Genomic DNA, 19710 nt, shown 5'->3' on the forward strand with positions numbered 1-19710 from the left:
TTAACCCGTGTGGGGAAGCCGTAGCGAAAGCGAGTCCGAATAGGGCGATTGAGTTGCACGCTCTAGACCCGAAGCGGAGTGATCTAGCCATGGGCAGGTTGAAGCGGAGGTAAGACTTCGTGGAGGACCGAACCCACCAGGGTTGAAAACCTGGGGGATGACCTGTGGTTAGGGGTGAAAGGCCAATCAAACTCCGTGATAGCTGGTTCTCCCCGAAATGCATTTAGGTGCAGCGTCGTGTGTTTCTTGCCGGAGGTAGAGCACTGGATAGGCGATGGGCCCTACCGGGTTACTGACCTTAGCCAAACTCCGAATGCCGGTAAGTGAGAGCACGGCAGTGAGACTGTGGGGGATAAGCTCCATGGTCGAGAGGGAAACAGCCCAGAGCATCGACTAAGGCCCCTAAGCGTACGCTAAGTGGGAAAGGATGTGGAGTCGCAGAGACAACCAGGAGGTTGGCTTAGAAGCAGCCACCCTTGAAAGAGTGCGTAATAGCTCACTGGTCAAGTGATTCCGCGCCGACAATGTAGCGGGGCTCAAGCGTACCGCCGAAGTCGTGTCATTGCAGCAATAGGGCCAACGCCCGCTGTGATGGGTAGGGGAGCGTCGTGTGCCGGGTGAAGCAGCAGCGGAAGCTAGTTGTGGACGGTTCACGAGTGAGAATGCAGGCATGAGTAGCGATACACACGTGAGAAACGTGTGCGCCGATTGACTAAGGGTTCCTGGGTCAAGCTGATCTGCCCAGGGTAAGTCGGGACCTAAGGCGAGGCCGACAGGCGTAGTCGATGGACAACCGGTTGATATTCCGGTACCCGCTTTGAAACGCCCAATATCGAATCCTCTGATGCTAAGCCCGTGAAGCCGTTCCGGACCCTTCGGGGAATGGAAAGTGGTGGAGCCGGCGATCCAAGGTGGTAGTAGGTAAGCGATGGGGTGACGCAGGAAGGTAGTCCAGCCCGGGCGGTGGTTGTCCCGGGGTAAGGGTGTAGGCCGTGTGGTAGGCAAATCCGTCACACGTTAAGGCTGAGACCTGATGCCGAGCCGATTGTGGTGAAGTGGATGATCCTATGCTGTCGAGAAAAGCCTCTAGCGAGTTTCATGGCGGCCCGTACCCTAAACCGACTCAGGTGGTCAGGTAGAGAATACCGAGGCGTTCGGGTGAACTATGGTTAAGGAACTCGGCAAAATGCCCCCGTAACTTCGGGAGAAGGGGGGCCATTCCTGGTGATGAGACTTGCTCTCTGAGCTGGGGGTGGCCGCAGAGACCAGCGAGAAGCGACTGTTTACTAAAAACACAGGTCCGTGCGAAGCCGTAAGGCGATGTATACGGACTGACGCCTGCCCGGTGCTGGAACGTTAAGGGGACCGGTTAGTGACCTTTCGGGGTTGCGAAGCTGAGAACTTAAGCGCCAGTAAACGGCGGTGGTAACTATAACCATCCTAAGGTAGCGAAATTCCTTGTCGGGTAAGTTCCGACCTGCACGAATGGCGTAACGACTTCTCGACTGTCTCAACCATAGGCCCGGTGAAATTGCACTACGAGTAAAGATGCTCGTTTCGCGCAGCAGGACGGAAAGACCCCGGGACCTTTACTACAGTTTGATATTGGTGTTCGGTTCGGCTTGTGTAGGATAGGTGGGAGACTTTGAAGCAGCCACGCCAGTGGTTGTGGAGTCGCCGTTGAAATACCACTCTGGTCGTGCTGGATGTCTAACCTCGGTCCGTGATCCGGATCAGGGACAGTGTCTGATGGGTAGTTTAACTGGGGCGGTTGCCTCCCAAAGGGTAACGGAGGCGCCCAAAGGTTCCCTCAGCCTGGTTGGCAATCAGGTGTTGAGTGTAAGTGCACAAGGGAGCTTGACTGTGAGACCGACGGGTCGAGCAGGGACGAAAGTCGGGACTAGTGATCCGGCGGTGGCTTGTGGAAGCGCCGTCGCTCAACGGATAAAAGGTACCCCGGGGATAACAGGCTGATCTTCCCCAAGAGTCCATATCGACGGGATGGTTTGGCACCTCGATGTCGGCTCGTCGCATCCTGGGGCTGGAGTCGGTCCCAAGGGTTGGGCTGTTCGCCCATTAAAGCGGTACGCGAGCTGGGTTTAGAACGTCGTGAGACAGTTCGGTCCCTATCCGCTGTGCGCGTAGGAATATTGAGAAGGGCTGTCCCTAGTACGAGAGGACCGGGACGGACGAACCTCTGGTGTGCCAGTTGTCCTGCCAAGGGCATGGCTGGTTGGCTACGTTCGGGAGGGATAACCGCTGAAAGCATCTAAGCGGGAAGCCTGCTTCAAGATGAGTATTCCCACCTCCTTGAGAGGGTAAGGCTCCCAGTAGACGACTGGGTTGATAGGCCAGATGTGGAAGCCCGGTAACGGGTGGAGCTGACTGGTACTAATAGGCCGAGGGCTTGTCCTCAGTTGCTCGCGTCCACTGTGTTAGTTCTGAAGTAACGAACTCGCCTTGCCGGCTGGAGTTCAAACTTCATAGTGTTTCGGTGGTCATAGCGTTAGGGAAACGCCCGGTTACATTCCGAACCCGGAAGCTAAGCCTTTCAGCGCCGATGGTACTGCAGGGGGGACCCTGTGGGAGAGTAGGACGCCGCCGAACAATCATTGTGGGAAAGCCCCGCACCTTCTGGTGCGGGGCTTTTCTGCGTTCAGGGCCCGTTCGGGCGCGTTCAGCCGTTTACCGGCACGGGGTTGCCGTCAACCTGAGCTGACTGCTCGTATGGTGGGCCGATGGGCTATGAGCTGGTCATCTTCGACAACGACGGCGTCCTCGTGGACAGCGAGCCGGTCGCCAACACGATCCTCTCCGAGTACCTGACGGAGCTCGGGCACCCCACCACGTACGAGGAATCCCTCCGGGACTACATGGGGTCTGCCGTGCACCGGGTGCACGACCTCGTCCAGGAGCGGACCGGGCAGCGGCTGCCGGCGGACTTCGAGGGGGTCCTGAACGGGCGTCTCTTCGCCGCCTTCGAGCGGGAACTGCGGCCCGTCCCCGGAGTGGTCGACGTCCTCGGGGAACTGTCCGCGACCGGCATGCCCTACTGCGTGGCCTCGTCCTCCGGCCACGAGCGGATCCGGGTCGGGCACCGGGCGTCCGGGATGGACGAGTGGTTCGAGGAGGAGTGGATCTTCAGTGCGGAGGACGTCGGCAAGGGCAAGCCGGCACCGGACCTGTTCCTGCACGCCGCCGACATGATGGGGGTCCCCGCCTCGCGGTGCGTGGTGGTCGAGGACAGCCCCCTCGGCGTCGAGGCCGCGCGGGCCGCCGGGATGGACGTCCTCGGCTTCACCTCGATGGTGCCCGCCGAGCGGCTCGTCGGCGCCACCGCCTGCTTCGGGGAGATGAAGGAGCTGTCCGCCCTGCTCGGACTGGGCGGCTGATTGGGTGTGTGATCTCTCTACCCACGGGTAGTCGCGGGCCCTACGCTGTGCCGCCATGACGGTTGACGTACGGCTTCGCCGTGGGCGCGGGGCGCTCGGGTTCGGCTTCTTCGTGCAGGGCGTCGCCTTCGCCCTGCTGGTGACGCGGATCCCGGCCATTCAGGACCGGTACGGGATATCCGACGGGCTGCTGCCCGCGTTCCTCGCCGCCGTGCCGGTCCTCGCCGGGCTCTCCAGCGTGGCGACCGAGCACCTGGTGAAGCGCGTCCCGCCCGGCGTGGTGCTGCGGTGGGCGCAGCCCGTCGTGCTGCTGGCCCTGCTCGGTGTGGGGGCGGGCAGCGGGATGTGGCAGGTCGCGGTGGCCCTGGGGGTGTTCGGGCTGGCGGTGGGCGCGCTGGACGCCTCGATGAACATGCTCGGGGTGAGCCTGCAGCGGGCGTACGGGCGCTCCATCATGCTGGGGTTCCACGCCGCGTACAGCCTGGGCGGGATCCTGGGGGCGTCTGCGGCCTGGGCGGGCGCGCACTGGCACCTGTCGCTGTTCACGGGCTACCTGCCGGCGGTGGCGGTGCTGCTGCCGCTGGCGTTCGCCGGGAGCCGGTTCTACGTGGACGCGGCGGACGGGGGCGGGAAGGCGGAACAGGGGTGGCCGGCGGGCGGGGGGAAGCTGCTGCTGCCGCTGTGCCTGGTGATGGCCTGCGCGTACATCGGGGACTCGACGGTGGCGAACTGGAGTGCCAAGTACCTCCAGGACGTGCTGGGGAGTTCGGAGCAGCTGGCGACGGTCCCCTACAACGTGTACATGGTGACGACGCTCGCCGGGCGGGCGGTCGGGGACCTGGGGGTGCGCCGGTTCGGTGCGGTGGCCGTGGTGCGGGCCGGGACGGTGGTGGCCGCCGCTGGGTTCGGGGTGGTGGCGGTGGCGCCGGGGGCCGGGGTGGGGATGCTCGGCTTCACGCTGCTGGGGATCGGGCTGTGCGTGATCGTGCCGCAGACCTTCGCGGCGGCCGGGCGGCTGTTCCCGGGTGCGTCGGACACGGCGGTGGCGCGGCTGAACATCTTCAACTACGTGGGTTTCCTGATCGGTTCGCCGCTGGTGGGCGGGATCGGGGACGCCTGGAGCTACCGGGGCGCGATGGTCGTGCCGATGGTGCTGGTGTTGGTGACGTTGTTCCACGCCCGTTCCTTCGGCGCCGATGGGGCCCGATACGGTGTCGGGCATGAGCGGCGAGTCGGTGACCGGGCTGTTGATGTGGGACGAGGCGGTAACGGGGTATGACTTCGGACCGAGCCATCCGATGGACCCGGTGCGCCTGGCGCTGACCATGGGCCTGGTGCGTGCCTTCGGGCTGGACCGGGAGATGGAGGTGCGGGCGGCTCCGGCGGCCGGGGACTCGACGCTGCGGCTGGTGCACCGGGAGGACTACGTGGCCGCGGTGCGGGAGGTGTCGGCGGATCCGGGGCTGGCGGACGGTTCGTACGGTCTGGGGACCCTCGACGATCCGGCGTTCCACGGGATCCACGAGGCGTCGGCGCTGATCGCCGGCCAGTCGGTGGCGGCGGCGGAGGCCCTGTGGCGGGGGGAGGCCGGGCACGCGGTGAACTTCGCGGGCGGGCTGCACCACGCGATGCCGGGCGGGGCGGCCGGGTTCTGCGTGTACAACGACGCGGCGGTGGCCATCGCGCGGCTGCTGGAGCTGGGCGCGGAGCGGGTCGCGTACGTGGACGTGGACGTGCACCACGGGGACGGGGTGCAGGCGGCGTTCTGGGACGACCCCCGGGTGCTGACGGTGTCGCTGCACGAGCACCCGCGGACGCTGTTCCCGCAGACGGGCTGGCCGCAGGAGACGGGTGGTCCGGGTGCCGAGGGGAGCGCGGTGAACGTGGCGCTGCGGGCGGGGACCGGGGACGAGGGGTGGCTGCGGGCCTTCCACGCGACGGTGCCGGAGCTGCTGGCGGACTTCCGGCCGCAGGTGCTGGTGACGCAGCACGGGGCGGACACGCACTTCGAGGACCCCCTCGCGCACCTGGCGGTGTCGCTGGACGCGCAGCGGGCGGTGCAGGAGGCGTGCCACGCGCTGGCGCACGAGTACGCGGGCGGGCGGTGGCTGGCGCTGGGCGGCGGCGGGTACGCGGTGGTGGACGTCGTGCCGCGGTCGTGGACGCACCTGGTGGGGATCGCGGCGCACCGGCCGGTGGATCCGGCGGCGATGGTGCCGCAGTCGTGGCGGGACGAGGCGTACGCGCGGACGCGGCAGGGCGGGCCGGCCCGGATGACGGACGGGCGGACTCCGCGGTGGCGGGACTGGGAGGCCGGCTACGACCCGGCGGACCGTACGGATCAGGCCGTTCTGGCGACGCGGAGGGCGGTGTTCCCGCTGCGCGGGATGCTGGTGTGACGAGGGGTCAGTCGTCGGCGCGGTTACGCCAACTGTGGGGCTGTTGGGTGGAATTGATGAACCGGCAGGTGGGTTGCGGCAGCATCGGAGGGTGTTGAGCACCGGCGCGTTGCGTGCGCATCTGCTGGCCGCCCGGTTGGCCGGGCCCGTCGCCACGACGCGGGAGGAGAGCCTGAGCAGCTACCGGCTGTTCGCGGCGGGGGACCCGCGGGTGTTGCTGGGGCTGGAGCCGGAGCGGCGGTGGGGTGTGGGTGAGCTGCTGGGGCTGATGTCGGCCAAGTGCGGGGTGTCGGCGGATCCGGCGCACGTCAGGGGGCCGGACGTGATCGATCCGGAGCGGACGGTGGCGGCGCTGGAGGCGTTCGCCGTGCGGTTGGGGGCGGCGGCGGGGGCGCGGTCGCCGGTGCTGTTCGGGACGGGGCACCCGCATCGGCTCCTGCCCTTCTACGCCGGTTTGGCCCGGGCGCTGTCGGCGGCGGGATGTGTTGTCCTCACTCCGGCGCAGGGGGTGCATGTCGACATGGCGACCCGGTTCGGCGTACGGCCGCACCGGATCGATTACGTACGGGGGGTCGCGCTGGTGCGGGAGTCCGGCGCGCGGGGCGCGGGGAGTGCCACCGGCGCACACTCCCATTCGCCGCTGCCGGTTCGGGTCGCGCTGGGGGCGCTGGCGGCGGCCGGGGGGCCGTTGCCGGAACTGGTGGTGGGTGATCACGGGTGGGTCTGCGGTGCAGGTCAGCTGGGTGTGGAGGCGATCGGGCTGGGCGATACGGATGATCCGGCGCTGTTCGTGGGGGAGGCCGAGGGGCGGGTGGTGGTGACCGTTCCGCTTGATGACGGGGTGCGCTCGGACTACTACGGTCCGCTCATCCGGTTCGTGCTGCACCGGGCCGGCCTGTCGGGGCGTCAGGAGTGGCCGTAGCTCCTCTTCCCCACTCGTATCACCCGCCCCTACTCTGGGGAGTGAGCGTGCGACGACGAGGAGTAACCGGAGGGGAAGCCGGTGCCCGTCATGCGCGGAAGGTCAGGTGGGTGTCATGGCTGCTGGCGAGAGGCCTCTCAGTGAGGTTCAGTTCCTGACCGTGGCGGAGGTCGCCTCGGTGATGCGAGTGTCGAAGATGACGGTGTACCGGCTGGTGCACAACCGTCATCTGCCCGCGATCCGGGTGGGCCGGTCCTTCCGGGTCCCCGAGAACGCGGTCCACGAGTACCTCCAGGAGTCCTTCGTGGGGGTGGAGTCGGCCTGAGATCCAGGCCTCCTGCCGAGGCTTGGTAACTCCTGCGGAGGGCTCGGATTACAAGCTCTGAGTTTGGGCGGGTAGGCTAGGCCGACGTAGGTCGTGTGGGCCCAGACGCCCCGCACCAGTGAAGAGAAGTGAGCGAGGGTAGTCGTGGGCTCTGTTATCAAGAAGCGGCGCAAGCGGATGGCGAAGAAGAAGCACCGCAAGCTGCTCAAGCGCACCCGCGTCCAGCGCCGTAACAAGAAGTAAACGGCAGCTGTACGTGTTTTCCGCAGCCCCTCCACCATCCTGGTGGAGGGGCTGCGGTGCAGCCGGGGTACTTCTTCGAGGGAGGCGCTGAGCTCGTGGGGAAGGTCGTGCTCGTCACCGGGGCAGCTCGGCAGCTGGGGGGCCGCTTCGTGCGCCGCATCCAGCGCGACCCGGGGGTGGAGAGGGTCATCGCGGTGGACGCGGTGAGCCCGCCGCACCGGCTCGGCTCGGCCGAGTTCGTGCGTACGGACATCAGACAGTCGGCCATCGCCCGGGTGCTCGCGGAGCACGCCGTGGACACGGTGGTCCATCTCGCGGTCACCGGCGGGGCCGCGGCGGGGGCGCCGGGCGGGCGCAGCACCGTCAAGGAGACGAACGTCATCGGGACGATGCAGCTCCTGGGGGCCTGCCAGAAGTCCCCGACGGTGCGGCGGCTCGTGGTGAAGTCGAGCACCAGCGTGTACGGGGGCACGTCGCGGGATCCCGCGGTCTTCACGGAGACGACGCAGCCGAAGTCGCTGCCGGCGGGCGGCTTCGCGAAGGACGCCACCGAGGTCGAGGGATACGTACGGGGCTTCGCGCGGCGGCGGCCGGACGTGGCGGTGTGCGTGCTGCGCTTCGCGAACATCCTGGGGCCGTTCGCGGACTCGGCGCTGGCGGAGTACTTCTCGATGCCGGTGATGCCGACGGTGCTGGGGTACGACCCGCGGCTGCAGTTCGTCCACGAGGACGACGTGGTGGACGTGCTGAGGCTGGCGGCGGGGGAGCCGGAGCGGGGCACGCTGAACAGCGGGACGTTCAACATCGCGGGTGACGGGGTGCTGCTGCTGTCGCAGTGCGCGCGGAGGCTGGGGCGGCCGACGGTGCCGTTCCTGCTGCCGGCGGTGACGTGGGTGGGGCAGGCGCTGCGGGCGGTGGGCGCGACGGACTTCTCGCCGGAGCAGATCCGGCTGCTGACGCACGGGCGGGTCGTGGAGACCACGCAGATGCGTCAGACGCTGGGCTTCCGGCCCATGTACACGACCGCGGAGACCTTCGCGGACTTCGCGCGGAGCCGGGGGAGCGGGCTGCTGCCGCCGGAGCGGGTGGCGCGGGCCGTGGGGCGGGTCGCGGAGCTGTTGGACGTTGACGAGGTTGCCGAGGGAGTGGAGCGATAGTGGCCGACGCCAAGGTCATCCCGTTCGACGAGGACCGGCCGCGCCGGCGGGCCGGTGCGGCCCGGAAGGTGCGGGCGGTCCCGGACCGGCCGGAGCCGGTGGAGCCGGTGGATCCGGTCGAGCCGGTGGAGCCGGCCCCGGTGCGGGGCGGCGGGGGTGGCTGGGACCGGCGGATCGCGGGCGGGCTGGCGTTCCTGCGCCGGCGGATCACGGGCGAGTACGAGGTCGACGAGTTCGGCTACGACAAGGAGCTGACGGACCAGGTCCTGATGTCCCTGATGCGGCCGCTGTTCGAGAAGTACTTCCGGGTGGAGGTCCGGGGCGTCGAGAACATCCCGAAGGAGGGCGGCGCGCTGATCGTGGCGAACCACTCGGGGACGCTCCCGCTGGACGGCCTGATGCTCCAGGTGGCCGTCCACGACCACCACCCGGCGCAGCGGCACCTGCGGCTGCTGGCGGCGGACCTGGTGTTCATGCTGCCGGTGGTGAACGAGCTCGCGCGGAAGGCCGGGCACACGCTGGCGTGCGCGGAGGACGCGCAGCGGCTGCTGGAGGCCGGTGAGCTGGTCGGGGTGATGCCGGAGGGCTTCAAGGGGATAGGGAAGCCGTTCGGTGACCGGTACAAGCTCCAGCGGTTCGGGCGGGGCGGTTTCGTCTCGACGGCGCTGCGGGCGGGCACGCCGATCGTGCCGTGCTCGATCGTGGGGGCGGAGGAGATCTACCCGATGATCGGCAACGCGAAGACGCTGGCGCGGCTGCTGGGGTTGCCGTACTTCCCGGTGACGCCGACGTTTCCGTGGCTGGGGCCGTTGGGGGCGGTGCCGTTGCCGACGAAGTGGACGATCCAGTTCGGTGAGCCGATCCCGACGGACGGGTACGCGCCGGAGGCGGCGGAGGATCCGATGCTGATGTTCAACCTGACGGACCAGGTGCGGGAGCAGATCCAGCACGCGCTGTACAAGCTGCTGGTCCAGCGACGGTCCGTCTTCTTCTGACGGTTGCCGGCCGCCGGTCGGCAGGGGCGGGGCCCGGTGCGTCGACGGACGGAGTCCGGCGCAGCCGGGCGAAGCCTGTGAGGCCCCCTGGGGCCGAGCAGCGCGAGGTCGGCGTCGTGAATTGGGTCGCTGGCGCGGCTGCTGGGGTTGCCGTACTTCCCGGTGACGCCGACGTTTCCGTGGCTGGGGCCGTTGGGGGCGGTGCCGTTGCCGACGAAGTGGACGATCCAGTTCGGTGAGCCGATCCCGACGGACGGGTACGCGCCGGAGGCGGCGGAGGATCCGATGCTGATGTTCAACCTGACGGACCAGGTGCGGGAGCAGATCCAGCACGCGCTGTACAAGCTGCTGGTGCAGCGGAGGTCGGTCTTCTTCTGACGGTGCGGTGGGGGCGGGGTGGGGTGCCGCTGCGCGGAGCTGCGCCCCGCCCCGCCCTTTCTCCGTTTCCCGGGGCGCCGCCCCGGACCCCGCGCCTCAAACGCCGGCGGGGCTGGATGGCCGGAGCCCGTGCCGGAGCGCCCGGCGGGCTGGGAGGACCAGCTCGCCGGGCGCTTCCGTTGTTACTCGGCGTCCTCCGCCTGGATGCCCAGGCCTGGGAGGAGGCCCGGGAGGAGCGGGGGGAGGGTGATGTCCGGCTGGGGTTGGGCCGGGGGTGCCGAGGGGGGCGGGGCGGACTGGCCGTGCGACGGCGGGTTGAGCAGGTTGCCCGTGCCGCCCAGGAGGCCGCTGCCGGGAGCCGGGGCGCGGCTGCCGGAGGGGCTGGGGGCGGCCGGGGTCTGCGCCGCGGCGGGGGAGTCCGGTGCCGGTGCGGGCTGCTGCTTGCCCGTCGCCGGGGTGCTCGGCCTGGCGGGGCTTCCTCCGGGGCCGCCGCGCTGCTGCTCGGGAGGTTTGGGCAGCAGCCCCTGGAGCGGCGCGACCTCATCGTCTATGGCCTGGAAGACGGAGGTCACCTGGTCGCCCACGTCCGTCAGCTGCGGCGGCAGGTTGGACCGGAGCCGTCCCCACGCGTCGCGGTGGGAGTTGGAGAACGAGGACAGGGTCTGGATCGGGCCGAGCGAGCCGTCCCGCTTGTAGGCCGCCTGGAGCAGCCGGTGGCCCTCTGCCGCGTCGTGCTGCATGCCTGCCAGGGCCCGCCGGATCTCGCCGAGGACCTCGTGGTCCAGGGGTCCGGAACGGCCGCGTTCCATCAGCCGGCGCGCTTCCGACAGGCGGTTCGAGGCCCGGTCGAGGTAGACCTCGCCCCGGTCCGCGCCGTCGTCGGCCATGCCCAGCTTGAGGTCCTCCATGCCCAGCTTGACCGGGTACAGGGGATCACCGGGCAGGGCGTCGGTGCTGGCAGCGGCCACTCCGCTGAAGGCCCCTGCGGCCACACCCACGGTGAGGCCCCCCGCTGCGATGCCCTTGGACCAGCGGGAGCGGGGCCGCAATTTCCGGAGCGAGGTCGCCCGGTGGGCGCCGCGGCCGGTCCGCTGCTCGGGCACCAGAGGGTCCGCGGCGGCACCGCCCCCGGCCCTCTCCTCCTTCACCATGGCCTCCATGGCGGCTACGAGCTGTGCTCGTTGCACCACTTTGACCTCGGGGTCCAGCACCGGGCGCGGCATTTCGCCGAGCACGCTCGCCAGGGCCAACAACCGTTCGTGGTCGGCGGATTCGGCAGGTGCCTCGGACTGCTCGGCCGCCGGGTCCGGTTCCGAAAGAGCGGACGGGGTCCGATCCTCCAGGGCCTGGGCGAAGGCGTTCGCCCGCCGGTGCGGAGTCACGTTCGCGATCACTGGCGGCACCTCCTCTCGTCATGACGATCGACTCCCCAAGGTGTCCGGAAGGTTGCCTTCCTTGAGCACATCCACACTTTCGGGTGAGCGGCTTCGGGCAGGGCTTGTCCACAGGGAGCCTGCATTCCGCACAACGAGCGGCGCGGCACTTGGGTTACGGACGAAGGATGATCGGACCACAGCGTCATCGAGGGGTCACCGGTCGTGGGGTTGTGTAGTCGTAAGCGGGAGGGGGCCGGGTCAGCGGGCGTCGTCCGGCAGCAGGCGGGCCAGGGTGCGGACCGCCCGGTACTGGAGCGTCTTGATGGCCCCTTCGTTCTTGCCCATCACCCGGGCCGTCTCGGCGACCGAGAGGCCCTGGAGGAAGCGCAAGGTGACGCACTCCTGCTGCTGGGGGTTCAGTTTCCGCACGGCTTCGAGCAGGGCCGCGTTGGAGAGGGACTCCAGGACGGAGTCCTCGGGGCTGCGCTCCACCTCGTTGGCGTCGAGCATCTCGCCGGTGGTGACCTCCAGCCGGAAGCGGCTGGACTTGAAGTGGTCGGCCACCAGGTTCCGCGCGATGGTCACCAGCCAGGCGCCGAAGTCGCGGCCCTGCCAGGTGAAGGTGGAGATGCGGCGCAGCGCGCGCAGGAAGGTCTCGCTGGTGAGATCCTCCGCGGTCGCCTTGCCGCCGACGCGGTAGTAGATGTAGCGGTACACCGTGTCGCTGTACTGGTCGTAGAGGCGGCCGAAGGCCTCCGCCTCGCCGGCCTGGGCGCGTTCGACCAGGTCCATCATGCGGGCCTGGTCGCTGTCCGCCGTGGGGCGGCGGGCGGTGGGCGTGCTGGTGCCGCTGGTGGCGGCGGAGCCCGCGCGACCGCGTCTGCCCACGGTCGCCCCGCCGTCCGTCAGGGCGTAGCAGGGGCCGGCCGGGCCGAGGCCGGCAGGGACCGCGGCGGCGAAGGCGGGGACGGCGTACGCGGTGGGGACGAAGCCGCGCAGGTGGTCGAGGACCGTCGCGCGCAGCGTAGCCAGGCCCGAGGCGTCAACCCCGACAGGTGGGTACACGGGACTCCCAGAGGCAGAGCTTCCATCACGTGCAGTGCGGGACCGTTCACCCGTCGTGGGGACGGATGGGCGGTGGCATGCGTTTGAGGAGAATAACGCTTCGTACAGGCAGCGCTACACCCAGTTGCCTAAATCACCGGTTCCGACACTTCTGTTGCGTGTCCAGGGCATATTCAGGCCTGGTTGGTGATCGATTCCTGATCGCTTGGATGCACGGAATGGACGCTTCCACGGTGGCTCGCGACCGAGTCGGGCAGGCCGGAGTGCCGCGCCGACGGCGCGGGTAGAGGGGAGCGAATGACGGCGGGGCGGCCCGCCGGAGGGCGGGGGCCCGCCGTTGCTACTTGCGGCGCCGGTGCAGGGCGATGGCGGCGGCCGCGCCGCCCGCGATGGCGCCGACTCCGGCGGCCGCCGGTACGCCGACCTTCACGGCCTTGCGGCCGGTCCGATAGTCGCGCAGCCGCCAGTCGTTGGCCCGGGCATGCTTGCGCAGTTTTGTGTCGGGATTGATCGCGTACGGATGTCCGACCAGGGACAGCATCGGGATGTCGTTGTGCGAATCGCTGTACGCGGCGCAGCGTTCGAGGTCGAGGTCCTCGGCGGCGGCCAGCGCGCGCACCGCCTCCGCCTTCGCGGGGCCGTGCAGCGGCTCGCCGACCAGGCGCCCGGTGTAGACCCCGTCCACGGACTCGGCGACGGTGCCCAGGGCGCCGGTCAGGCCGAGGCGGCGGGCGATGATCGTGGCCGTCTCGACGGGGGCGGCGGTGACCAGCCACACCTTCTGGCCGGCGTCGAGGTGGGCCTGGGCCAGGGCGCGGGTGCCCGGCCAGATCCGCTCCGCCATGTACTCGTCGTAGATCTCCTCGCCGATGGCCATGAGTTCGGAGACCTTGTGGCCCTTGACGATGGACAGGGCGCTGTCGCGGGCGTCCTGCATGTGCTCGGGGTCCTCGACCCCGGCGAGCCGGAACCAGGCCTGCTGCCAGGCGAAGCGGGCCAGTTCGCGGCGGCGGAAGAACTCGCGCTTGTAGAGGCCGCGGCCGAAGTGGAAGATCGCGGCGCCCTGCATGACGGTGTTGTCGAGGTCGAAGAAGGCGGCGGCGAGGTCGTCGCCGTGGACCGGGAACTCCGGCTCGGCGGCCTCGGCCTCGGCGGCCTCGGCGGCTTCGGCTTCGGCGGCGGCCGCGGTGCCGGGGGCTTCCCCGGGCGCGGGCGCAGGCCCGGTCTCCGGTGCGCCGGCCGCCTCGGGGGCGTGTGGCGCACCGGCCTGAGCGGTCTTGCGGGCGGCCTCGGCCGAGGCCTCGCCTGCCAGTACGCTCCGCGCCGTCGCGGAGCGCCTACGGGGGGTGAGCCATCCCAGAGCGGCCATGACGCGAGCATAGCCATTGTGTTCGGGAGTTCCCGAACCGCCCGGAAACGGAGCGGTTAACTCTTCGGGCATGCCGGGCAGGCGCGGGACAATGGCGGCATGAGCCCTTTGCTGCGCCGTAAGGAAAAGAAGCGTCCCGGAGAGCGGATGGTGACGCTCATCGGGAAGCCGGGGTGCCATCTCTGCGATGACGCCCAGGAAGTGATCGAGAAGGTGTGCGCCGAGACGGGCGCACAGTGGGAGAAGAAGGACATCTCGCAGGACGAGGAGCTCTACCGGCTGCACTGGGAGCAGATCCCGGTGGTGCTGGTCGACGGTGAACAGCACACCTTCTGGAGGGTGAACCCTGACCGGCTGCGTCGGGCATTGGGAGCCTGACCGTTTCGCCCGTTACCATCATGGGCGTTTTGTGGGGACTCGGGGGCGTATCGATGAGGAGTGTGTACCGTTTTGCCCCCCTCGGGATTTGAACGGGTTCGGCCCGTTCCCGGCCCGGGCCCCATCTGCCCAGCCCGCGTGACCCCGGTCACTTTGGACGGACAAAGCGGACACAATCTTTGTGCACGCGTTCACAAAGACATAGCCTGCATTCGACGGGGCGGTCCTGGGACAAGAGGCCGCCTGCAGCCCCGCTCATCCCGCAGGAGCATCGTGGCAACTGGCCGAACTCACCGACCGGCGACCCGCAGCCGAGGTATTCCCGAGGCCACTGTCGCCCGGCTTCCGCTGTACTTGCGCGCACTCACCGCGCTCTCCGAGCGATCGGTGCCCACGGTGTCCTCCGAGGAGCTCGCGGCCGCCGCCGGAGTCAACTCCGCGAAGCTGCGCAAGGACTTCTCCTACCTCGGCTCGTACGGCACGCGCGGCGTCGGCTACGACGTCGAGTACCTCGTCTACCAGATCTCCCGCGAACTCGGCCTCACCCAGGACTGGCCGGTCGTCATCGTCGGCATCGGCAACCTCGGCGCCGCCCTGGCCAACTACGGCGGTTTCGCCTCGCGCGGCTTCCGCGTGGCCGCGCTGATCGACGCCGACCCGGCCATGGCCGGCAAGCCGGTCGCCGGCATGCCCGTGCAGCACACCGATGATCTGGAGAAGATCATCGAGGAGAACGGCGTCTCCATCGGCGTCATCGCCACGCCCGCGGGCGCGGCCCAGCAGGTCAGCGAGCGGCTGATCGCCGCCGGCGTGACCTCCATCCTGAACTTCGCGCCGACCGTGCTGTCCGTGCCCGAGGGCGTGGACGTGCGCAAGGTCGACCTGTCCATCGAGCTCCAGATCCTGGCGTTCCACGAGCAGCGCAAGGCCGGCGAGGGCTCCGGCGCCGCCGGTGCGGACGTGGACGCCGACACCGAGCCCGGCGGGGACGCCGCCGCGGGCGCCGCGCCCGTCGCCGCCGTCGAGCCGCCGGCCGGCCGGGCCGCCGCGGCGGCCGCCGCCGCGCGCAAGAACGGTCCCGAGGGTGACGTGCCGGCGGTGATGCCGGCATGAGTCTGCTCGTCGTAGGCCTGAGCCACCGCAGCGCGCCGGTGAGCGTGCTGGAGCGGGCCTCGCTGTCCGCCGACGCCAAGGTCAAGCTGCTGCACGACACCCTGGCCGCCGAGCCGGCGGCCGAGGCGACCGTGCTGGCCACGTGCAACCGCATCGAGCTCTACGCCGACGTGGAGAAGTTCCACGCCGGCGTCGCCGAGCTGTCCACGCTGCTGGCCCAGCACAGCGGGGTCGCGCTGGAGGAGCTCACGCCGTACCTGTACGTGCACTACGAGGACCGGGCGGTGCACCACCTGTTCTCGGTGGCGTGCGGGCTGGACTCGATGGTCGTCGGCGAGGGCCAGATCCTCGGCCAGATCAAGGACGCGCTGGCGTTGGGGCAGGAGCTCCACACGGCGGGCCGGCTGATCAACGACCTGTTCCAGCAGGCGCTGCGGGTCGGCAAGCGGGCGCACTCCGAGACCGGGATCGACCGGGCCGGGCAGTCGCTGGTGACCTTCGGCCTGGAGCAGCTCGCCGCGCACCAGCCGGTGGGGGAGTGGGCCGCGGGGAAGAGGGCGCTGGTGATCGGCGCCGGGTCGATGTCCTCGCTGGCGGCGGCGACGCTCGCGCGGGTGGGTGTCGCCGAGGTGGTCGTGGCGAACCGGACCGCGGAGCGGGCGGAGCGTCTTGCGGAGATTTTGGTTGCCTCGGGCACTGGTGTCGCGGCCCGGGCCGTTCCGATGTCCGCCGTGGCGGGGGAGCTCGCGCGGGTGGACGTCGTCGTGTCCTGTACCGGGGCCACCGGGCTGGTGCTGACCGGGGACGACGTCACGGCTGCCCTCACCGATGCCGGGGCCCCTGCGGGGCTCTCCCCCACCCCGCCCCTTCCCGAAACCGGGGGCGAGCCCCCGGCCCCCTCCTGGGGGCTCCGCCCCCAGACTCCCGCGCCTCAAATGCCGGCGGGGCTGGAGAACGGGGCTGCGCCCCAGGCCGCCGGGCCGGGGACGGCCGACGGCTTCGCCGCGCCCCAGGCCGCCGGGCCGGCGGTGGCCGACGGCTTCGCCGCGGCCGGTGTGCTGGGCTCGGCCTTCGCGGCTGCGCCGCAGGCCGGGGTCGACGCCGAGGTCGTGGCGCGGCTTGCGGCCGCAGCCCAGGCCGGGCGGCGGATCGCCGATGCCGGGGCCGTGCGGACGATCACCGCGCCCGCGCCCGTCGAGGCGGACGGGTGTCCCGTCGGGCTGGACGCGCCCGCTGAAGGGGTCGGGTCGGTCGGCGGCGGCCGCTCGGCGCTGGCCGGGGTCGACGCCGGGTCGCTCGAACTGCACGGGGCCTGGGCCGATCAGGGTGAGGCCGCCGCGCAGCGGCAGCCGCGGCGGGCGGCGCGGGCGCTGGCCGACGGGGCCGTTCCTGTACGGCTGGCGCTGCTGGACCTGGCCATGCCCCGGGACATCGACGGGGCCGTGCACCGGATTCCGGGCGTTCGGCTCGTCGACATCGAGAGCCTCGCGGAGGCGTCCGCGGACGCGCCGATGGCCGCCGACGTCGACGCCGTACGCGCGATCGTCGCCGCGGAAGTGGCCGCGTTCGGCGCCGCGCAGCGGGCCGCGCACATCACGCCCACCGTCGTCGCCCTGCGGGCGATGGCCGCCGAGGTCGTCGCCATGGAGGTGGCACGGCTCGACGGGCGGGTACCCGATCTCGACGAACGGCAGCGCGCGGAGGTCACCCAGACCGTGCGCCGCGTCGTCGACAAGCTCCTCCACGCGCCGACCGTGCGCGTCAAGCAGCTCGCGAGCGAGCCCGGCGGCGCCGGGTACGCGGAGGCGCTGCGCGAACTCTTCGACCTCGACCCTCAGACGGTGGCTTCCGTCAGCCGGGCGGACGCGGCCGATCCGATGAACGACGACCCAGGACGGGCATCATGAACACACGTCCCGACCAGCCCCTCAGGCTCGGCACGCGGCGCAGCAAGCTGGCCATGTCCCAGTCCGGGCACGTCGCCGAGGCGGTACGGGCGATCACCGGCCGGCCCGTCGAGCTCGTGGAGATCACGACCTACGGTGACGTGTCCCGCGAGAACCTCGCGCAGATCGGCGGCACCGGCGTGTTCGTCACGGCGCTGCGCGACGCGCTGGTGCGCGGCGAGGTCGACTTCGCCGTGCACTCGCTGAAGGACCTGCCGACGGCGCAGCCCGATGAGCTGGTCATCGCGGCCATGCCCAAGCGCGAGGACCCGCGCGACGCGCTGGTGGCCCGCGACGGTCTGACCTTCGAGCAGCTGCCGGACGGGGCCCGCGTGGGTACCGGTTCGCCGCGCCGCATGGCGCAGCTGAACGCGTACGCCCGCAGCCTGGGGAAGTCCGTCGAGACCGTCGCGATCCGCGGCAACGTCGACACCCGGATCGGCTTCGTGCGCGCCGGGGAGCTGGACGCGGTCGTGCTGGCCGCGGCCGGCCTGAACCGGATCGGGCGCGGCGACGAGGCGACCGACCTGCTGTCGGTCGACAACGTCCTGCCCGCGCCCGGCCAGGGTGCCCTGGCCGTGGAGTGCCTCGCCTCCGACGCGGACCTCATCTCCGCGCTCGGCCGGCTCGACGACCCGCACACGCGGGCCGCCGTGACCGCGGAGCGTGCGCTCCTCGCCGCCCTGGAGGCCGGGTGCAGCGCACCCGTGGGCGCGCTCGCCGACCTTCTGGCCGACGGGCAGATTGTCAATGAAATGCGCCTGCGTGGTGTCGTCGGGACCCTCGACGGTTCGACGCTGGTGCAGCTGTCCACCACCGGTCCCGTGCCCCAGTCGTACGACGAGGCCATGGCGCTCGGCCGCGAACTCGCGGACGAGATGCTGGCCAAGGGCGCGGCCGGTCTGATGGGGGAGCGATCCCTTTGAACCCCTCAAGCCCCACCACCTCCCCCTTCGCGGGCGTAGCCGCCCCCGGGCTCGTCACCTTCCTCGGTGCGGGTCCGGGCGACCCGGGTCTGCTGACGCTGCGCGCCGTCGAGGCGCTCGCTGCCGCGGACGTACTGATCGCTGAGCCCGAGGTGCTGGAGGTCGTACGGACCCATGCGCGGGCGGGCGTCGACACGCCGCAGCTGACGGTCGCTGACGAGATGTCAGCAGCCGCCGGTGTCCCGGCGATCCGTACTCCCTCGACCGCCGCGGACGTTGCCAATCTTGTCATGGAGGCCGCGCGCTCCGGCAGGCGGGTCGTCCGTGCGGTGACGGGTGACCCCGGACTGGAGGGGAACGCGGCCGAGGAGATGCTCGCCTGCGCCCACCAGGGGATCCCCTTCGAGGTGGTGCCCGGTGTGGCGACCGCCGTCGGCGTGCCCGCGTACGCGGGTGTCCCGCTGCGCGGGGAGCAGGGCGCGGACGTGCGGTTCGTGGACGCCCGGCACGCCTCGGCGCGCTGCTGGAGCGAGGTCGGCACGAGCGACTGCGGCGTGGTGGTCTCGGCGACGCTGGAGACGGTCGCGAGCGCGGCCGCCGAGCTGGTGGCCGCCGGCCGCAAGCCGGAGACCCCGCTGACGGTGACCGTGGGCGGTACGACGACCCGGCAGCGGACCTGGAGCGCGACGCTGGGCACGATCGCCCAGGTGTTCAAGCAGGGCAAGGTGCTCCCCTCGCCCGAGGGTTCCCGGCCGGTGATAGCCGTGGTCGGTGAGCAGGGTGCCGCGGCGCGGCGCGAGGAGCTGGCCTGGTTCGAGTCGAAGCCGCTGTTCGGCTGGCGGGTCCTCGTACCGCGTACGAAGGAGCAGGCCGCTTCGCTCTCCGACCAGCTGCGTTCGTACGGTGCTGTGCCGCACGAGGTGCCGACCATCGCGGTGGAGCCGCCGCGCACCCCGCAGCAGATGGAGCGGGCGGTCAAGGGTCTGGTGACGGGCCGCTACGAGTGGATCGCCTTCACCTCGGTGAACGCCGTCAAGGCGGTGCGGGAGAAGTTCGAGGAGTACGGGCTCGACGCGCGTGCCTTCGCGGGCATCAAGGTCGCCGCGGTGGGCGAGCAGACCGCGGCCGCGCTGGTGGAGTTCGGTGTGAAGCCGGACCTGGTGCCGAGCGGTGAGCAGTCGGCCGCCGGGCTGCTGGAGGACTGGCCGCCGTACGACCCGGTCTTCGACCCGATCGACCGCGTCTTCCTGCCGCGCGCCGACATCGCCACGGAGACGCTGGTGGCCGGGCTGATAGAGCTGGGCTGGGAGGTGGACGACGTCACGGCGTACCGGACCGTGCGGGCGTCGCCGCCGCCGGCGGACACGCGTGAGGCGATCAAGGGCGGCGGTTTCGACGCCGTTCTGTTCACGTCGTCGTCCACCGTGCGGAACCTGGTCGGCATCGCCGGCAAGCCGCACAACGTGACCGTCATCGCCTGTATCGGGCCGGCGACGGCCAAGACGGCGGAGGAGCACGGCCTGCGCGTGGACGTCCTGTCGCCGGAGCCGAGCGTGGGCAAGCTGGCGGAGGCGCTGGCCGCGTACGGGGAGGCGCGCCGGGAGGCGGCCAAGGCGGCCGGCGAGGTGGTGGCCCGCCCGAGCGAGCGGCGGCCGGGCGCGCGCCGGCGTCGCGCGACGTGAGGTGAGTGGTCGAAGGGGCCCGGGCGCGGTGTGCGCCCCGGGCC

Annotated in this window: 16 protein-coding genes, 2 rRNA genes and 1 pseudogene (1 of these 19 running past the window's edge); 16 read left to right on the forward strand and 3 right to left on the reverse strand. The window is 70.4% G+C overall.

What is annotated here, in order from left to right; translation table 11 throughout:
• The 11 genes and pseudogenes from ABD973_RS18205 to ABD973_RS18255 all read left to right on the forward strand — a co-directional run.
• Positions 1–2415, forward strand: a 23S ribosomal RNA gene (locus ABD973_RS18205); it begins 704 nt to the left of the window's first position.
• A gap of 75 nt (positions 2416–2490) precedes the next feature.
• Positions 2491–2607 (forward strand): 5S ribosomal RNA (gene rrf, locus ABD973_RS18210).
• A 131-nt stretch (positions 2608–2738) separates the two neighbouring features.
• Positions 2739–3392, forward strand: a complete 654-nt coding sequence (locus tag ABD973_RS18215; protein WP_125821491.1) for an HAD family hydrolase — start codon at positions 2739–2741, stop codon at positions 3390–3392.
• 55 nt (positions 3393–3447) lie between these two features.
• Complete coding sequence (locus tag ABD973_RS18220) at positions 3448–4671, forward strand: MFS transporter (RefSeq protein WP_125821490.1); 1224 nt, start codon at positions 3448–3450, stop codon at positions 4669–4671.
• The gene (locus ABD973_RS18225; protein ID WP_345504627.1) at positions 4643–5791 is read left to right on the forward strand and encodes an acetoin utilization protein AcuC; all 1149 of its coding nucleotides are present in this window, start codon (positions 4643–4645) and stop codon (positions 5789–5791) included. The genes ABD973_RS18220 and ABD973_RS18225 overlap by 29 nt, the downstream gene beginning before the upstream one ends.
• A 91-nt stretch (positions 5792–5882) precedes the next feature.
• Positions 5883–6713, forward strand: coding sequence for a phosphatase (locus ABD973_RS18230; RefSeq protein WP_125604212.1), 831 nt, complete (start codon positions 5883–5885; stop codon positions 6711–6713).
• A 115-nt stretch (positions 6714–6828) separates the two neighbouring features.
• A complete protein-coding gene (locus ABD973_RS18235) occupies positions 6829–7038 on the forward strand; it encodes a helix-turn-helix domain-containing protein (protein ID WP_042803574.1) in 210 nt (69 codons plus the stop codon).
• Positions 7039–7182: 144 nt separating this feature from the next.
• Positions 7183–7281 (forward strand): 30S ribosomal protein bS22, encoded by a 99-nt coding sequence (locus ABD973_RS18240; RefSeq protein WP_003948845.1) that lies wholly within the window; start codon positions 7183–7185, stop codon positions 7279–7281.
• A gap of 95 nt (positions 7282–7376) precedes the next feature.
• Complete coding sequence (locus ABD973_RS18245; protein WP_125821488.1) at positions 7377–8438, forward strand: NAD-dependent epimerase/dehydratase family protein; 1062 nt, start codon at positions 7377–7379, stop codon at positions 8436–8438.
• Positions 8438–9433 carry a lysophospholipid acyltransferase family protein gene (locus ABD973_RS18250; protein WP_345500920.1) on the forward strand — a complete coding sequence of 332 codons (996 nt, stop codon included), beginning with the start codon at positions 8438–8440 and terminating at the stop codon, positions 9431–9433. Before ABD973_RS18245 ends, ABD973_RS18250 begins: the two co-directional genes overlap by 1 nt.
• A gap of 126 nt (positions 9434–9559) precedes the next feature.
• A pseudogene (locus tag ABD973_RS18255) lies at positions 9560–9811 on the forward strand (glycerol acyltransferase); the annotation flags it as partial.
• Between the two features lie 182 nt (positions 9812–9993).
• Here ABD973_RS18255 and ABD973_RS18260 read toward each other — a convergent pair.
• The 3 genes from ABD973_RS18260 to ABD973_RS18270 all read right to left on the reverse strand — a co-directional run bounded on the left by ABD973_RS18260 (position 9994) and on the right by ABD973_RS18270 (position 13621).
• Entirely contained in the window at positions 9994–11205 is a 1212-nt protein-coding gene (locus tag ABD973_RS18260; RefSeq protein WP_125821486.1) for a DUF5667 domain-containing protein, read from the reverse strand.
• Positions 11206–11445: 240 nt separating this feature from the next.
• The gene (locus ABD973_RS18265) at positions 11446–12252 is read right to left on the reverse strand and encodes an ECF subfamily RNA polymerase sigma factor, BldN family (RefSeq protein ID WP_125602564.1); all 807 of its coding nucleotides are present in this window, start codon (positions 12250–12252) and stop codon (positions 11446–11448) included.
• Between the two features lie 340 nt (positions 12253–12592).
• The gene (locus ABD973_RS18270) at positions 12593–13621 is read right to left on the reverse strand and encodes an HAD family hydrolase (RefSeq protein ID WP_125821485.1); all 1029 of its coding nucleotides are present in this window, start codon (positions 13619–13621) and stop codon (positions 12593–12595) included.
• Positions 13622–13720: 99 nt separating this feature from the next.
• Between ABD973_RS18270 and ABD973_RS18275 the strand changes: the two genes are divergently transcribed.
• The 5 genes from ABD973_RS18275 (at position 13721) to ABD973_RS18295 (ending at position 19666) form a co-directional block, all read left to right on the forward strand.
• Positions 13721–13999 (forward strand): glutaredoxin family protein, encoded by a 279-nt coding sequence (locus ABD973_RS18275; protein WP_125602560.1) that lies wholly within the window; start codon positions 13721–13723, stop codon positions 13997–13999.
• Between the two features lie 273 nt (positions 14000–14272).
• Positions 14273–15112, forward strand: a complete 840-nt coding sequence (locus ABD973_RS18280) for a redox-sensing transcriptional repressor Rex (protein ID WP_125602558.1) — start codon at positions 14273–14275, stop codon at positions 15110–15112.
• Positions 15109–17019 (forward strand): glutamyl-tRNA reductase, encoded by a 1911-nt coding sequence (locus tag ABD973_RS18285; RefSeq protein WP_345500926.1) that lies wholly within the window; start codon positions 15109–15111, stop codon positions 17017–17019. The genes ABD973_RS18280 and ABD973_RS18285 overlap by 4 nt, the downstream gene beginning before the upstream one ends.
• Complete coding sequence (gene hemC, locus ABD973_RS18290) at positions 17016–17984, forward strand: hydroxymethylbilane synthase (RefSeq protein ID WP_125821483.1); 969 nt, start codon at positions 17016–17018, stop codon at positions 17982–17984. The genes ABD973_RS18285 and hemC overlap by 4 nt, the downstream gene beginning before the upstream one ends.
• Positions 17981–19666: a bifunctional uroporphyrinogen-III C-methyltransferase/uroporphyrinogen-III synthase gene (locus ABD973_RS18295; protein WP_125821482.1), complete on the forward strand. Its 1686-nt coding sequence runs from the start codon at positions 17981–17983 to the stop codon at positions 19664–19666. The genes hemC and ABD973_RS18295 overlap by 4 nt, the downstream gene beginning before the upstream one ends.
• Positions 19667–19710 lie beyond the last annotated feature (44 nt).

Source organism: Streptomyces racemochromogenes (assembly GCF_039535215.1).
In the GTDB taxonomy this organism is placed as follows: Bacteria; Actinomycetota; Actinomycetes; order Streptomycetales; family Streptomycetaceae; genus Streptomyces; species Streptomyces racemochromogenes.